This window comes from Congregibacter sp., from assembly GCF_965662665.1.
Taxonomy (GTDB): Bacteria; Pseudomonadota; Gammaproteobacteria; order Pseudomonadales; family Halieaceae; genus Congregibacter.
In genome coordinates, this window is sequence record NZ_CBFIIF010000027.1 from 1 (window position 1) to 16,105 (window position 16,105).

The 16,105-nt window shown below is 55.2% G+C and carries 11 protein-coding genes; 1 reads left to right on the plus strand and 10 read right to left on the minus strand.

Translation table 11 applies throughout. From position 1 onward, the window contains the following. On the plus strand, positions 1-1,779 hold a 1,779-nt coding region (locus ACTG39_RS10850), incomplete at its 5' end, for a TonB-dependent receptor domain-containing protein (RefSeq protein ID WP_439107580.1). Between the two features lie 106 nt (positions 1,780-1,885). Here the strand turns inward: ACTG39_RS10850 and ACTG39_RS10855 are convergent. The 10 genes from ACTG39_RS10855 to ACTG39_RS10900 all read right to left on the minus strand — a co-directional run bounded on the left by ACTG39_RS10855 (position 1,886) and on the right by ACTG39_RS10900 (position 15,873). Next, entirely contained in the window at positions 1,886-2,704 is an 819-nt protein-coding gene (locus ACTG39_RS10855; protein ID WP_439107581.1) for a cyclase family protein, read from the minus strand. Positions 2,705-2,759: 55 nt separating this feature from the next. After that, positions 2,760-3,782, minus strand: coding sequence for an amidohydrolase family protein (locus tag ACTG39_RS10860; RefSeq protein WP_439107582.1), 1,023 nt, complete (start codon positions 3,780-3,782; stop codon positions 2,760-2,762). Positions 3,783-3,934: 152 nt separating this feature from the next. After that, positions 3,935-5,110 (minus strand): acetyl-CoA C-acyltransferase FadA, encoded by a 1,176-nt coding sequence (gene fadA / locus ACTG39_RS10865; protein ID WP_439107583.1) that lies wholly within the window; start codon positions 5,108-5,110, stop codon positions 3,935-3,937. Positions 5,111-5,131: 21 nt separating this feature from the next. Beyond that, positions 5,132-7,279, minus strand: a complete 2,148-nt coding sequence (gene fadB / locus ACTG39_RS10870; protein ID WP_439107584.1) for a fatty acid oxidation complex subunit alpha FadB — start codon at positions 7,277-7,279, stop codon at positions 5,132-5,134. A 98-nt stretch (positions 7,280-7,377) separates the two neighbouring features. Further along, complete coding sequence (locus tag ACTG39_RS10875; protein ID WP_439107585.1) at positions 7,378-8,001, minus strand: DUF6498-containing protein; 624 nt, start codon at positions 7,999-8,001, stop codon at positions 7,378-7,380. A 189-nt stretch (positions 8,002-8,190) separates the two neighbouring features. After that, positions 8,191-8,406: a hypothetical protein gene (locus ACTG39_RS10880; RefSeq protein ID WP_439107586.1), complete on the minus strand. Its 216-nt coding sequence runs from the start codon at positions 8,404-8,406 to the stop codon at positions 8,191-8,193. A 94-nt stretch (positions 8,407-8,500) separates the two neighbouring features. After that, positions 8,501-9,832, minus strand: a complete 1,332-nt coding sequence (locus tag ACTG39_RS10885; protein WP_439107587.1) for a ribonucleotide-diphosphate reductase subunit beta — start codon at positions 9,830-9,832, stop codon at positions 8,501-8,503. A 143-nt stretch (positions 9,833-9,975) separates the two neighbouring features. Further along, positions 9,976-12,888 (minus strand): ribonucleoside-diphosphate reductase subunit alpha, encoded by a 2,913-nt coding sequence (locus ACTG39_RS10890; RefSeq protein WP_439107615.1) that lies wholly within the window; start codon positions 12,886-12,888, stop codon positions 9,976-9,978. Positions 12,889-13,783: 895 nt separating this feature from the next. Beyond that, on the minus strand, positions 13,784-14,692 hold the full coding sequence (argF, locus tag ACTG39_RS10895) for an ornithine carbamoyltransferase (RefSeq protein ID WP_439107588.1): 909 nt from the start codon (positions 14,690-14,692) through the stop codon (positions 13,784-13,786). Beyond that, positions 14,689-15,873 carry an aspartate aminotransferase family protein gene (locus ACTG39_RS10900; RefSeq protein WP_439107589.1) on the minus strand — a complete coding sequence of 395 codons (1,185 nt, stop codon included), beginning with the start codon at positions 15,871-15,873 and terminating at the stop codon, positions 14,689-14,691. Before ACTG39_RS10900 ends, argF begins: the two co-directional genes overlap by 4 nt. Positions 15,874-16,105 lie beyond the last annotated feature (232 nt).

Here is a 16,105-nt window from a genome sequence, read left to right on the forward strand (position 1 = left end):
AACGAAGAAGAGCAAACCCAGCTTTACGGCAATCTGACCCATGACTTTGCCAATGATGTGGCGATGACGGTTGAGCTTGGCTGGACCCATCACGAGGTTCTGGATAATCCTCAGTCGCCCTCGTACCCTAACCTGGCTTTCCCCCTGATTTTGCCCGGACAGGCAGGCAGCCCTTTTAATGTTCCCGTACTTTGGTACGGTCGCCCACTTGGTTCCGAGGCTCCGTCGCCTAACGCGCCGCGCGACAGTGAAACCATTCGTGCGTCGATTGATTTTGAGGGCAGCTTTAACTCCGGTTGGGACTGGTATACGGCTCTGACCTATTCATCAAACGTGCGTGAGTCCATTCAGCCGGATACCATCAAGTCGCGTCTAGAAGCAGGATTGCGTGGCGAGGGTGGAGCGAGCGGTACGGAGACCTTTAGCCCCTTCGATCCCAATGCTAATTCTCCCGAGTTGATCGATTACATAAGTACGGACACGTTCACCGAGCGAACAACGGAGATGCTCGTGGGTGATGTGGTCATCAGCGGTGAATTATTCGAAATGGCAGCAGGCCCCGTGGGATTCGCTTTTGGTGCCCAGTGGCGTGAAGAAGGCTACGAAGTAGAGCGAAACGATATCTACACCCAGCAGATAGATCCGGATACGGGTTTGGCCATTCCCGTAGACCTCATCTTCCTGGGCGGCGGTTTGCCCGTTGATGAGTCTCGTTCTTCTTACGCGGCGTTTGCTGAAGCCAAGCTTCCTATCACCGATACCATCGAGGTTGATCTTGCAGCGCGGTATGAGGATCTTGAAAGTGGTAGCAGTGTAGATCCGAAGATTGCCGTACGGTGGCAGGCTGCCGACTCTATAGTGCTTCGCGCATCGGCTTCCTCGGCGTTTAGAGAGCCATCGCTCCAGCAGTTTTACTCCCAGGAAACAAGCCTGGAAGGTCTGGGTGATCCTCTCAACCCCGGTGGCGCCGTATTCGTTCGTGTTGACTCCGTGGGTACCCTGGATCTGGATCCTGAAGAGTCGACGAACTTCAATATCGGAGCGATCTTTACGCCCACGGATGATATTACCTTCCGTGTTGACTACTGGCGTTTTGATTATCAAGACGTGATTGTGTCGGAGTCCGCGCAGGGTAAGTTGAACGACGATCCTAATGGTGAAGATATCCTGCGTCTGGCGGGCCCCGGCAGTCAGCTGCAGGGTGTGATCACCAACTACGTTAACGCCGCTTCCGTGGAAACCGACGGTATCGATGTCTCCTTTGACTGGGTGATACCGACGGATAATGCAGGGATGTTTGGCCTCAACGTCAACGTTTCGCACTTCCTGAGCTATGAGATCCCTTGCACCGGAGCGAATGATCGGGGTTGTGTCGATGACACGGGCGTTCAGGACGTGGCGGGCTACTTTAACTACGACAATTTCGCGCGTTCCATTCCCGAAACCAAGATCAATGGTGTTCTGGACTGGACCATGGGGAATCACAAGCTTGCCGTTTTGGGCTTCTACACGTCGGAGTATGAGACGACCCGTGCTGTTTCTGCAGCGGGAACAGCAGCTGGTTTCACGCAGGACATCGATTCCTGGCTGACGGTTGATCTACAGTACGTGTACAACTTCAATCTTGGAAATACAGACGCAGCGCTGACTCTGGGTTCCAAGAATGTATTCGACGAAGAAGCGCCCCGTGCCTGGGACGGAGTGAACTTCAGCTTTGATCCCAAGCATCACGACCCCCGCGGTCAGCTGTTCTACGCGCGAGTGAAGTTCAACTTCTAAAGCTTTGGTTTAACAGAAGTTAAAAACCGCCGGTTTGCAAGAGCCGGCGGTTTTTTTTTCGCCTTGGTGTTTATGGGACGCTTCTGCTACCCGCGAAATAAGGCTGTCAGGGCAGGATGGCTACGGCGCGTGTCCATCCCGCCGAAGCGCCTTTGATCTTTACGGGGAAGCAGGAGATCTCGAAACCGTGACCGGGTAAGGCCTCCAGTTGATGCAGCTTCTCCATCTGAAAATAGCCGATATCCCGTCCCGCCTTATGGCCTTCCCAGATGATGGAGGGATCTTTCGATTCGGCAAACTTCCGCGCAGTATGTAAGAAAGGCGCATCCCATGACCAGGCATCCGTGCCCACAACGCGAACGCCTCGCTCCGTCAGATAAAGCGTGGCTTCGCGGCCCATGCCGCAGCCCTTGTGTATGTAGTCGGCATCACCATAGGCTGCCCCGGCACTGGTATTTACCACAACAATATCCAGAGGCTGAAGGTCATATTCAATCCGTGCAAGTTCGGCTTCTACATCCGCTGCCGTCACGATGTAACCATCTTCAAAGTGACGAAAGTCCAGCTTTACACCGCTTTGATAGCACCAGTCCAGGGGCGCCTGGTCGATGGTCCAGGCTTCATCTCCGCCATCCATCGTTGAGTGGTAGTGCCAGGGCGCATCCATGTGTGTGCCGTTATGGGTGTTCAGCTGCACTTCCTCTACGGCCCAGGCCTCACCATCAGGGAGGTCACTTTTTTCAAGGCCGGGGAAAAAGGGCATGAGCTGGTGGTGGGTGCCGTCGTGCCGATGGTAGATTACTTGAGGCCGGAAGGGCTCGGGGTCCGAAGCTACATCATTCTCAATGGGGATCGACAAATCAATGATTCGCCGCTTTGGGTTTTTGAGTAGCTCGGCCGTCTGTATCGACGCGTCGGTTTTCATAGCTATCCTCTATGGGCAGTCTTTCAACACAGGGCTGTATTTCAGTCGCTGCGAGTTACTCTGAGAGTCGATAAACGCGACGCGCGGTCTCGGCGAAAAGCGCGTTCTTTTCTCCCTCAGAGAGATCGGCAACGAGCTTCTTCATGGCGTTGTAGTAAACCGTGTAAGACAGTGAAAGCCGATCTACGGGGAAGTTACTCTCGAACATGCAGCGATTCGCACCAAAGCAGTCCAGGGCATGACGGTACCAACGGCCATGGGCCTCCAGGAGTTCATCGGAGCTGGGGGGACGGTCCGCAAGGTGCCAGCCGAAACCGTTGTCGGGCATGGCGAGACCGCCAAGCTTTAGGAAAACATTGGGGCAGGTGCTCAGCTCTCGCATGTGTTCCTGCCAAAGGGGGAAGATCTCGTCATGCTTGCCTTCAAAGCTCCCCACACCCAGAGGAGTGCTCAAGTGGTCGAGAATCATGGTGGTATCGGGGCAGGCTTGAGCGAGGGCGATATAGTCCGGGAGCTGGAAATGATACTGCCAGGTGTCGTAGGAGAGGCCACGCTCACCCAGGCGACGCACGCCAGCCTGAAACTCGGGGAGCCGGTAAAGATCCGCGGGCGCGGGCCCTGGTATGAGCATACTCTCGACATCCGCTGCTGGCGCGCTGGCACCTGCATGACGGATGCCCTTAAAAAAATCCCCAGCCAAGTCGATATGTTTGTCCAGTGACTCGTCAAGTGTGGCGGATTCGCGCAGATCAACATGACCGACCATGCCGAGTATTGGAGCGCCTAGATTCAACTCGCGAATTCTCGCAGCCTGAGCAAGTACATACTCGGTCTCACCGAGAGACTTTTCATGCTCCGGACCGTCTTCCCGATAGCAGGTGCCGCATTCCATGAACATCGTGCCGACAACCTTGTGCCCGGCGCCCGTGTCTATCGCCAACTCATCGACGTTGTAGATATCACCCATCATGTCGGGCCATAGGTGGTGGTGCGGGTCGATTATCGGCTGATCGGGGTCGATGATGTTTTCTTGTACCTGAGCCAACCAGGCGGGATGGTCGTCATGGAAAAGATCCATGTCAGTCTCCTTATGTTTTTTGTTTTGGACTACGGATTTATACGTCGGGATACGCTAACCACTTGCCACCGTGATTGCAAAGACACAATGAAAAACGGCCTCTAAAAGAGGCCGCTGGGGATGGTACGTGGAGCAAATCTTGAGGGAGAGCTTTAGATGCGCTCGATGACCGTCGTGATGCCCTGACCCAAACCGATACACATCGTTGAGACGCCTAGAGTTTGATCACGGTCCTGCATCACCGTCAGCAAAGAGCCGGTGATACGCGTGCCTGAGCAGCCAAAGGGGTGTCCAAGAGCGATAGCACCGCCGTGAACGTTCACTTTGTCTTCCATATCATCAAGCAGCTCAAGGTCTTTCAGAACCGGGAGCGCCTGTGCGGCAAAAGCCTCATTAAGCTCAACCATCTCGATGTCCTGCATGGTCAAGCCGAGATTCTTCAGCGCTTTTTGCGTTGAAGGAACCGGGCCGTAACCCATAATCGAGGGGTCGACGCCGGCGGTGGTCATGGCGTTAATCTTTGCGATCGGGGTAAGGCCCAGGGCCTGAGCTTTCTCGTAGGACATCACCAGCATGGCTGATGCGCCATCAGAGATTTGCGACGACTGGCCCGCAGTCACCGTACCACCCTGTGGATTAAACGCCGGGGGTAGCTGCGCCAGACTCTCCATGGAGGTCTCCGGACGAATAGTCTCGTCCTGCTCCACGGCGATGAGAGCGCCATGCTCATCATGCCCCTCTACCGGAATGATCTCTTTGTCGAACTTACCGGCAACCGTGGCGGCGTGAGCCAGTTGATGCGAGCGAACGCCCATCTTGTCCTGATCTTCCCGGCTTACACCGTGAAGCAGAGCAAGATACTCGGCAGTCATGCCCATCATGCCGGCGGCTTTGGCGACGTTAAGGCCCATGCGGGGGTTCACGTCGACATCATCCATCATCGGCAGGTGGCCAAGGTGCTCCACTCCGCCTACAAGATAGACATCGCCCAGGCCAGCCATGATGCTGGCTGCCGCCGTGTGCAGCGCTGACATTGACGATCCGCACAGCCGATTGACCGTTTGCGCTGGGATTGTGAACGGCAGTTGGGCGCCGAGTACCAGTAAGCGCGCCAGGTTCATTCCCTGCTCGCCACGCTGCAGTACGCAGCCCCAGATCAGGTCATCGATCTCTGCGGGATCAAGCTTTTCATTACGGGCCAGCAGACCCTTGATTACCGCAACGGACAGATCATCCGCGCGGACGTTACGAAAACAGCCATTCTTTGACCGACCCATGGCGCTGCGGGCGTAGTCGACGATGACCGCGTCTCTTGGATTAACACTCATCTCAATATCTCCCTGTTGCGCTTAGTAATAAGTCTCGCCGGCGGCGAGTTTGGCGCGCATACCGTCGGTCAGTTCATAGGCTTTGCCGAGGTGGGCAAATTTTTCGGATTGCTCGGCGATGTGAGCAAGGCCGACGGAATCCATCCATCGGAACACGCCGCCGCGGAAGGGCGGGAAGCCAATACCGTACAGCAGAGCAAGGTCTGCCTCTGCGGCAGAGCCCACGATGCCCTCTTCGACACAGCGAGCGAGCTCGGTGCACATCGGCAGCATCATGCGAGCGATGATCTCTTCGCGTTCAAACTCTGTACGCTCAGCGGTGATTGGCGCAATGAGCTCATAGGTCTCTTGAGAGACGACCTTTTTAGGCTTGCCGCGCTTGTCTGTGACGTACTCGTAAAAGCCCTTGCCGTTCTTTTGTCCCAGACGATCGTTCTCAAACATGGTCTCGGTGGCGGTCTTGAAGTCCATCTTCATACGGTCGGGGAATCCCTCGGCCATGACGCCAGCGGCGTGAACACCGGTATCGATGCCAACCACGTCGGAAAGGTAGGCAGGGCCCATAGGCCAGCCCCAGCGCTCCATGACCTTATCGACCGCCTGAAAATCCGCGCCGTCCCGGACCAGCTTTGAAAAGCCATCGAAGTAGGGGAAGAGCACGCGATTCACTAGGAACCCCGCACAGTCATTTACAACAACGGCCTTCTTACCCATGCGGTTGGCGTAGGCCACGGTGCGAGCGATAGCCGTATCAGAAGTCTTCGCGCCGCGAATGACCTCTACCAAAGGCATTGCGTGCACTGGATTAAAGAAGTGCATGCCGCAAAAGTTCTCGGGACGTTCCAGCGCTTCAGCAAGAAAGTCGATAGAGATCGTAGAGGTGTTAGACGCGAGTACCGCATCCGGGCTGATGTGCTTTTCGGTCTCTGCAAGCACGGCGTGCTTGACCTTGGGGTTTTCCACGACCGCTTCTACAACGATGTCCACGCTGTCAAAACCTTCGTAGGTCAACGTCGGGTCGATATTGTTGAGTACTTCGCCCATCTTGTCAGCGGTCATGCGGCCTCGGGAGACGCGCTTTGCTAGCAGCTTGTTGGCTTCTGAGAGCCCGAGATCCAAACCTTCCTGGGCGATGTCCTTCATCTTGATGGGCACACCCTTGAGAGAGCTCTGGTAGGCAATACCGCCGCCCATAATGCCGGCACCCAGAACGGCGGCCTTAGCGATTTTCTTGTCGGCCTTTTTCTCCCAGCCCTTGGCAACTTTCGCCAGCATCTGATCGTTGAGGAACAAACCGACCATTGCCGCAGCGACGTCGGTCTTGGCGAGTTCTGCAAAGCCAGCGCCTTCTACCTTGAGGGCATCCTCGAGGCCCATGCCGCGAGCGGCTTCGATCACTTCGACCACCTTAATAGGAGCAGGGTAATTCTTGCCGGCTTGCTGGGCGATCATCGACTTGATGGTAAAGAAGGCCATCATCGCTTCGGTATCGTTAAGAGGTAGAGGAGAGCTCTTTGCGCTGCGTCGGCCCTCGATATTGAGCTTGCCGGCGATGGCAGACTCAAGCGTAGTCATTGCCACGTCCTGCAATTGCTCAGGCTCAGCAATAGCGTCTACCGCACCGGACTTGATGGCAGCCTTGGCGCTCTGTTCCTTGCCTGTGGCCATCCATGTGACGGCCTCATCGACGCCAATGATACGGGGTAGACGAACCGTGCCGCCCCAGCCGGGAAGAATACCCAGCTTGGTTTCGGGCAGTCCCACCTTGGCGGTAGTGCTCATGACGCGAAGGTCACAAGCGAGGCAGATTTCCAGTCCACCGCCCATGGCGAAGCCGTTGATCACAGCAACCGTAGGGAAGGGCAGGTTCTGTAGTCGATTAAAGTTGCCGTTCTGGCCACTGGAGAAGGCCTGAATCTCTTCCACGGTTGCGTCAAACATCGCTGTGAATTCAGTAATATCCGCACCCACAATGAACACGCCTTTGCCGCTGGTGACCAGCATGCCTCGGACATCAGACTCTTTATCGATGGCATCGAGTGCCTCGGTAAGACTCTGCACGGTGAGTTGGTTGAATTTGTTGACCGATTCGCCCTGAAGGTCGAACCGCATTTCAAGAATGTCATTGTCGTGACGTTGGAGCGTAATTGCGTCGCTCTGATAGATCATGGCTGCTATCCCCCAAATTGTAGGCTGCGCATGATCCTCTTGCATGTGTTCACTGTCAATATAGCTCGACAGCAGTGTGATGAGCGGCGCAGCTCTCGCTAGTCACCTCTGCTGGCGCGCTGATGCTCCCGAATATGCAGTGCAATGTCCATAGCGGTTTTCAGTACCACCAGAATAATCAGTAAGAGCAGAGGCTCACCCATGGACGCAACGGCGAAGCCTCCCGCAATGACGCTCACATGCAGCACGACGATGCGCTTGTAGGGCGCTGACATCAAGCTCTTGACCGTGGCATTGTCTCGCTCATTGGTGACAAGAAAGTTACTGACAAAAGAGTATCCGTGGCTAATGAGCAGGCCGATGAAGGCTATGATCCATTCCCGAGGCGCCAGGGCGAATACCTGCTCGATGACATCGAGGAGGAGTTGTAGAAACACAAGAAACAGTGGCCAGGGAGGGTCGTCCCCGAAAGCTGACGGGGCGTCAAAGAGAAAGCTAAAAATAAAAAAGCCGTGTACGGCGCAGAATCCACCGTAGTGAATCAGGAAGAAAACGGAGGGGAATACGGCGCTAAGCCCGCCCACGGTAGCCATCTTAAGTATGTTGTAGGCGCCAAGAACCAGATTCTCGGACCAATACAGGACGATGAGCGCACCCACATCCCAGTCAAAAAATAAAACTCCCAACACCGGGAGCAAGGTTCGCCGCAATGAGTAAGGCAAGGCTTAGCTGCCGTCGTCGGCCGCTATAGGGAGGAGGGAGCTTGTGGTTTGAGGTCGGGGCGCCCGGGGCTGTGGTACTTGGCATGGGACAACCCGCCTGGGCTTATTGCCACTATTGTTTAGGGGGCAGCGACTTGTCAGTGAGGGGGCTCACCCCCTCAGCTATCGCTTGCTCACGACAAAAACTATTTAGTGCAGTGTTCTGCCGGGGCGCATGGCGTCGCGAACTTCCATGTCCTCGGTACTCTCTTGTTCTTGTACAAAGTGTCGAAGCCTGCCGACCACGCTGGTCATCACATCAATCGTCTGACTGATCTGATCAAGAGCCATGAGAATAGTCTCGTTGTCGTTTTGCTCTGGTTCTTGCTCTGGTTCTTGCTTCTGATCGAACTCTTTGTCGTTCATACCATGCCTCGCAGAGAGCTGCTGGAATGCTTCAAAGATGCTGCCGGCGCGCTACTGCCGACAGCTATGTTGGTACTCAATCCCAAGTCAGGTCCTAATCCCAGGAAAGTGCGCCACCGGTTTGATATTCGATAACACGTGTCTCGAAGAAGTTTTTCTCCTTACGCAGATCCATGATCTCGCTCATCCACGGGAACGGGTTCTGAACGCCCGGAAACTGCTCGGGTAAGCCGATCTGTGACAGACGGCGATTAGCGATGAACTGGAGATACTCTTCCATCATCGCCGCATTCATACCCAGTACGCCCCGGGGCATGGTGTCTCTGGCGTATTCGATCTCGAGCTGCGTGCCTTCCAGAATCATCTGAATCGCTTCCTGCTTGAACTCTTCGGTCCACAGGTGCGGATTCTCCAGCTTGATCTGGTTGATGACATCGATGCCGAAGTTCAGGTGCATAGACTCATCACGGAGGATGTACTGGAACTGCTCCGCTACACCGGTCATCTTGTTACGCCGACCCATGGAGAGAATCTGCGTAAAACCGCAGTAGAAGAATATGCCTTCCGTTACCGCGTAGAAGCCAATGAGGTTACGTAGCAGGGTTTGGTCAGACTCTTCTGTTCCAGTACGGAAAGTAGGATCTGAAATCTCATGAGTATGACTGATGCTCCACGCGGCTTTCTTGGCGACCGATGGTACTTCGCGATACATATTGAAGACTTCGCCTTCGTCCATGCCCAGAGACTCGATGCAGTACTGGTAGGCGTGAGTGTGAATCGCCTCTTCAAAGGCCTGGCGAAGCAAGTACTGGCGGCACTCGGGGTTGGTGATAAGCCGATAAACGGCGAGGACCAGGTTGTTCGCTACCAGAGAGTCAGCGGTGGAGAAGTAGCCCAGGCTGCGCTCGACGATTCGTCGCTCGTCATCGGTAAGGCCCTCGGGATTCTTCCACGTGGCTACATCCGCGGTCATGTTGACCTCTTGGGGCATCCAGTGATTCGCGCAGCCATCGATGTACTTCTGCCATGCCCAGTCATACTTGAAAGGCACCAACTGGTTGAGATCGGCGCGGCAGTTGATCATGGCCTTCTCGTCGATGGACACGCGGGCCGCGCCCATTTCGAGTTCTTCGAGCCCCGGTGCTACATCTAGGCTGCGAAGGCTTTCTGCTGCTGCATCAATGTTCGCCTGGGCTTCTGGCGTTAGTTCAGCTTCGCTGGCTTCTGCCGCGGGTGCACTGCTTGCCGCTGCTTCCGGAGCAGCCGCTGCAACGGCTGCACTGTTAGCGGCCGCTGCTTCTGTTGCTTCAGCCACTTCTTTGGCTTCTATGTCTGCAAGATTGGCAGCTGCGGCCTCAGCGATTGCAGGCTCGGCCGTACTGGTAGTGCCACCCTCTTCCGCGTGGTAATCGTCCCAATTCAACATTTTGTCACTCCCTATCCTTTTACAGGTATGAAACCGTTTGTTGGCCGCCCCCAAAGCGGCCACGGTTTTTCTTTGTTCCGGGTGGCGCTACTTAGCGCTTACCCGTTGTTTCGTGCCGCTGACGGCGTATTCGTTAGTGCTTTCTACTGACAGGCTTCGCAGTCCGGATCATCCAGCGAGCAGGCCAAGGGAACCGGAGCAGGGGCCGGAGCCGCCGCTTCCGAGGACACTGCGTTGAGTTGCCCGGTATCAATGGTGGATTTCTCGGTGCCCGTGGCGGCCAAAGAGCGCAAGTAGTAGGTCGTCTTCAGGCCGCTGTACCACGCCATGCGGTAGGTGATATCCAGCTTTTTACCGCTCGCATTGTTGATATACAGGTTCAGTGATTGCGCCTGATCGATCCACTTTTGACGGCGGCTTGCACACTCGACGATCCACTTGGGTTCGACTTCGAAGGCGTTCGAGTAGATTGCCCGCAAATCTGCTGGAATACGCTCAATGGACTGCACGCTACCGTCGTAGTACTTGAGATCGTTAACCATCACGCTGTCCCACAAGCCCCGCGCTTTCAGATCGTTGACGAGGTAGGGGTTAACGACAGTGAATTCTCCCGAGAGGTTCGATTTCACGTAGAGGTTTTGGTACGTCGGCTCAATGGACTGGGATACGCCGGTAATGTTGGCGATAGTTGCCGTTGGCGCAATCGCCATAACATTGGAGTTGCGCATGCCTCGTGCTTTTACCGAGTCTCGCAGCGTCGCCCAATCCAGCGTCATGGAGCTATCAACCTTGATGTAGTCGCTGCCACGCTCCTCGACGAGCTTGCCCAGGGAGTCGATGGGGAGAATGCCCTGGCTCCACAGCGAGCCTTCATAGCTTTCGTAGGCACCGCGTTCTTCTGCCAGTTTGCTGGAGGCATCGATAGCGTAGTAGCTGATGGCTTCCATAGAGCGATCGGCAAAGGTGACGGCATCATCGGAGCCGTAGGCAATATGCTGCTTATAGAGCGCATCCTGGAAGCCCATAAGACCCAGGCCCACCGGACGATGACGGAAGTTTGAATTCCGCGCAGTGTCTACAGAGTAGTAGTTGATATCGATGACGTTGTCGAGCATACGCACAGCGGTACGTACGGTTTCGGCCAGCTTCTCGAGATTCAGGCCATTCTCGTCAACGTGTTGCGGTAGGTTGATGGATCCCAGATTACACACGGCAATCTCGTCGGCATTGGTGTTCAGGGTGATCTCTGTGCACAGGTTGGAGGAGTGCACCACGCCCGCATGCTGCTGGGGGCTGCGCAGGTTGCAGGGATCCTTGAAGGTCATCCAGGGATGCCCTGTCTCGAACAACATGCCGAGCATTTTGCGCCAAAGATTCTGTGCTTTGACCGTCTTGTAGTACTTGAGATCGCCACTGGCGGCCATCGCTTCATAGGCGCAGTAGCGCTCTTCAAAGGCCTTTCCATAGAGATCGTGGAGATCTGGCACATCGTTGGGTGAGAACAATGTCCAGTCGCCATCATCGAACACCCGCTTCATAAACAGATCGGGTATCCAGTTGGCGGTGTTCATGTCATGGGTACGTCGTCGGTCGTCGCCTGTGTTCTTACGCAGCTCGACAAACTCTTCGATGTCCATGTGCCAGGTTTCGAGGTACGAGCATACGGCGCCCTTGCGCTTGCCGCCCTGATTAACCGCGACCGCTGTGTCGTTCACAACCTTCAGGAAGGGAACAACACCCTGAGACTTGCCATTGGTGCCTTTGATGTAAGAGCCCAAAGCGCGCACGGGGGTCCAGTCATTACCCAGACCTCCGGCAAACTTAGAGAGCATGGCGTTGTCCTGAATCGCGCCGTAGATACCGTACAGATCGTCGGGCACTGTCGTCAGATAGCAAGAAGACAGCTGTGGGCGCAGGGTGCCCGCGTTGAACAGCGTGGGTGTAGAGCTCATGTAGTCGAAAGAAGACAGCAATCGGTAGAACTCGATAGCGCGCGCCTCTCGATCCGCTTCTTCTACTGCGAGGCCCATGGCTACGCGCATGAAGAAAATCTGTGGCAGTTCGAAACGGACCTCATTGCTATGGATAAAGTAGCGGTCGTAGAGGGTCTGTAATCCCAGATAGGTGAACTGAAGGTCGCGCTCCGGAAGTATGGCTGCGCCCATGCGCTCGAGATCATAATCTGCCAGCGTGGGGTCGAGCAGCTCGAGCTCTACACCGCGGGCGATATAGGCGGGTAACGCCTTTGCATACAGATGATCCATGTCGCTTTGGGTAGCGCTATCGGCCACGCCCAGGAAGGAGAGGGCCTCGGTACGCAGGTTGTCGCACAGGAGCCGCGCTGATGCATAAGTGTAATTTGGCTCTTGCTCGATGAGCGTGCGCGCGGTGATGACCAGCGACGTCGAGAGTTCCTGCATGCTCACGCCGTCATAAAGGTTGCGCAATGCTTCATCCAGAATTCGCGTTTCGGCGACATCTTCAAGACCGGCGCAGGCCTCACTGACAATGATGTGCAGGCGCTCTAGATCAAGAGGGGCTTTGCTGCCATCGAGCTGAACCACATTAATGCGGTCGGCTGCTTCTTGCGTCTCGGCAGACAAAGCCTGTCGAGCGGCTCGCTTTGTGGCCTGCTGCTCGCGATAGATGACGTAGTCGCGGGCTATTTTGTGCTCCCCCGCGCGCATCAAAGAAAGTTCTACCTGGTCTTGTACATCCTCGATGTGGATCGTGCCGCCAGAAGGCATTCTTCGCTTGAAGGTCGCTGTGACCATTTCGGTGAGTTTGGCTACGGTCTCGTGGATCCGGCTGGACGCCGCTGCGGTGCCACCCTCAACGGCCAGAAAAGCCTTGGTGATAGCCACGGAGATTTTACTCGCCTCGAAAGGTACTACCGTGCCATTACGCTTGATGACACGCAGTTGTCCGGGCGCGGTTGCGGTTACTTCTGCGGTGTTCGCGCCGGTGCTACCCGCTGCACTGGTGGCCGCTTTTTCGACTGCACTATCGACTGCACTATCTGTGAGAGTTGCTTCCCTGCCCTGACTGGATTGCATGGTCACTCGCGTTCACTCCTTTAAACTTGATTAACGCTTTTGGTTTGTTGTTTTTGTTGTGTTCTGTTATCTGCGCTTTGCCGCGCTTTGCCGCGCCTTGTCGTACTTTGTGCCCAATTCGATTTTCGTGTTCTTTTACGTCTTTTTGCGTAAATTCATGAGTATTTGTGTAAGTTCATGAGTAATAGGCGCTATTTAGGCGCTCTTCACGTCTCGTTTAACTACTCGCTGGTGTTTTCTGTGTGTTTCTTATGAGGGCTGTCCGAGAACCGGAGTTTGCCTTCTCCTCGTGTGCGGCTTCGTGTGCCACATGATGTGCTGCTAAGTAGGACAGCTTCTTCACGAATTTTCACTTTTACGGTTTTTGGTCACAATTTCCCGTTCTTTACCCTAATTTTCGAGGGTATTTATAGCTTTTATAAATGTTCGTACGGTTGTTCGATAAGCCTTTGGCGTTGTTCGATAAGCCTTTGGCGTTGTTCGATAAGCCTTTGGCGTTGTTCGATCAGCCTTTGGCGTTGTTCGATAAGCCTTTAGCGTTGTTCGAAAAAGCCCCGTTACATCGCAACGCGTGGCCTGGCCAAACTTGGACGACATCCTGTATGAAATGCAATACACAGCTTGACCTGAAACGCTAGATATAGGGTTTACGTCACCGACGAGCTACAAGATAAAGCGGTCGGTGGGCGAAAGCAAGCGCAATAGTCTGAGTTTTTCTTGTGGATAACTTGTGTGTTGCGTGTGATGTCTGCGCTCACTAACCCCGCAGGCCCTATAAAACGCAAAGCGATTGATTTTGTTGTCGATATTTTCGAATCGATATGTTTTGGATCGATTTCTTCTAAATGTTTTGTTGACTATGCTGCTTGGTTATTTGGCTGCCCCGGGGCGAGCGCTAGGCGGTTTTAAGAAGATACTCGATCAGCGCTTTTTGGGCATGCAGCCGGTTTTCTGCCTCATCCCAGATTATCGTTGCTGGGGAGTCCATGAGCTCGGCGCTGATTTCTTCGCCCCGATGCGCTGGCAGGCAATGCATATAGAGCGCGTCGGGCTCGGCCGCAGCCAGGAGCGTGGCATTGAGCTGGAAAGGCGCCATTGCCGCCGCGCGACGCGCCTGCTCTTCTTCCTGGCCCATGGATGCCCATACGTCTGTAACCAGCAAGGAGCAGCCTTCGACGGCACTTTGCGCCTCATGAAACACCCGCACGCGATCGCTGTTGTTCTCCAGAAGGTCCGCCCGGGGCTCAAAACCTTCGGGACAGGCGATATGAAGTTTAAAGTCGAATTGTCGGGCTGCATTTATATAGGAGTGGCACATATTGTTGCCATCGCCCAGCCAGCAAACGGTTTTCCCTCGAATCGACCCTCGATGTTCCCGATAGGTCTGCATGTCCGCCAGCAGCTGGCAGGGGTGAAAGTCATCCGTGAGTGCGTTGATGACGGGGACACTGGAGTTAGCGGCAAAGCGTTCGACAATGTCGTGACCAAAGGTGCGAATCATGACGATGTCTACCATGGAAGAAATCACCCGGGCACTATCTTCTATAGGTTCTCCGCGGCCTAGCTGAGTATCTCCCGGGGATAAAAACATGGCGTGCCCGCCCATTTGCGCCATCCCCGCTTCAAAGGAAACCCGTGTCCGCGTCGACGATTTGGCAAAAATCATCGCCATAACGCTTCCGGGAAACTGTGGCGATGCTTCGCCTGCGCGGTGCGCGGCTTTAAGCGTAATCGCGCGATCGATAAGCGCATCCAGATCTTGCGGTGCGATATCTTGAAGGGTTAAAAAGTGCTGATTGCTCACGCAGTAGGTCCTCTGTTCGCACTGTTGCTCAGCCACTGATCGACAACACTGGCCAGCGTCTGCCCTAGGTGCTGCCCTTGCTCGTCAGTCATGACTAGCGGAGGGAGGAGCCTTACGGTGCGCCCTGCTGTGACGTTGATCAGCAAACCGGCGTTCATCGCCTCGCCTACTAACGCTGCGCAGTCGTGCTTAAGCTCAATGCCCATCATCAGTCCCGCCCGGCGATACTCTGCTACCGCCTCTTGATGAACCAGAGCATCTCTAAAACTTGATTCAATGAGTTGCCCCAGGGGCAGCGTGCGCTCTTGTAGCCCCTCGCCAGCCAGCGACTCAAGTACCGCGCCGGCTGCAGCACAGGCCAGAGGATTGCCGCCGTAGGTAGAGCCATGATGCCCCGGAGCAAAGGTCTGGGCAGCTTCGCCGCGCGCCAGGCAGGCGCCAATGGGAACGCCATTACCGAGCGCCTTCGCTGTGGTGACGATATCGGGGCTAACGCCAATCTGCTGGTAGTAAAAGTAGCTGCCTGTGCGGCCGTTGCCGGACTGTACTTCGTCAAAGATCAGGAGCCAGCCTCGCGCTTTGCACAGTTCTGCCGCTGCGCTTAGGTACGCAACATCCAGAGGATGAATTCCACTCTCGCCCTGCACGGGTTCCAGCATGACTGCGGCGATGTCCGGGTTATCTTCCGCAAGTTGCTGCAATGCTCCCAGGTCATTGCGGGGAGCGCGCAAGAATCCGTCCAGCAGGGGCCCAAAGCCTTGCTGGATTTTACTGTTGCCCGTGGCTGACAGCGTCGCCAGCGTGCGGCCGTGAAAGGCGCCCTCCAAAACTACTATTTGTGGTTTTTCGAGGCCCCGTTGATGAGCGTGGAGGCGCGCCAGCTTAATGGCGGCTTCATTGGCCTCGGCACCGGAATTGCTAAAAAACACCCGATCCATAGCGGCGCGCCGGGTTAGCGCCTCGCCGACGCGTTCCTGAAGATCGATACGGTAAATGTTAGAACAATGAAGAAGGGCGGAGGCTTGCTCGGTAATGGCAGCGGTGACCCGCGGATGGCTATGCCCGAGATTGGTGACCGCGATCCCTGACAATCCATCGAGGAAACTTCGACCCTCACCATTGAACAGCTCAGCACCGCGGCCGTGGGTAAAACTCACAGGAAGCGGGGAATAGGTGTTCATCAAGGCCGACATGGCATTGTCCAGGTGGCGATCATTTATAGTCAGGTGAGGCCTCGCTACGACGCCAGCGAGAAATCGTAAATCCCAAAAAGCAAAAAAGCAGCGCTTGCGCTGCCCAGCCAAAACTATAGCTGTTCATTTAGCGTCTTACAATTTCCCTGAACTCAATTCGACGTGGCACTGCTCACACTAAACCGAGTAAAATGCTGGGACTTTCAAATTGTCACGATGG

What these genes read in the sequence shown, in the direction of transcription:
- ACTG39_RS10860 (WP_439107582.1), bottom strand. Translation starts at nt 3,782, where the DNA reads ATGGATCTTTTCCATGACGACCATCCCGCCTGGTTGGCTCAGGTACAA.
- ACTG39_RS10855 (WP_439107581.1), bottom strand. Translation starts at nt 2,704, where the DNA reads ATGAAAACCGACGCGTCGATACAGACGGCCGAGCTACTCAAAAACCCA.
- ACTG39_RS10890 (WP_439107615.1), bottom strand. Translation starts at nt 12,888, where the DNA reads ATGCAATCCAGTCAGGGCAGGGAAGCAACTCTCACAGATAGTGCAGTC.
- fadB (WP_439107584.1), bottom strand. Translation starts at nt 7,279, where the DNA reads ATGATCTATCAGAGCGACGCAATTACGCTCCAACGTCACGACAATGAC.
- fadA (WP_439107583.1), bottom strand. Translation starts at nt 5,110, where the DNA reads ATGAGTGTTAATCCAAGAGACGCGGTCATCGTCGACTACGCCCGCAGC.
- ACTG39_RS10900 (WP_439107589.1), bottom strand. Translation starts at nt 15,873, where the DNA reads ATGAACACCTATTCCCCGCTTCCTGTGAGTTTTACCCACGGCCGCGGT.
- ACTG39_RS10880 (WP_439107586.1), bottom strand. Translation starts at nt 8,406, where the DNA reads ATGAACGACAAAGAGTTCGATCAGAAGCAAGAACCAGAGCAAGAACCA.
- ACTG39_RS10885 (WP_439107587.1), bottom strand. Translation starts at nt 9,832, where the DNA reads ATGTTGAATTGGGACGATTACCACGCGGAAGAGGGTGGCACTACCAGT.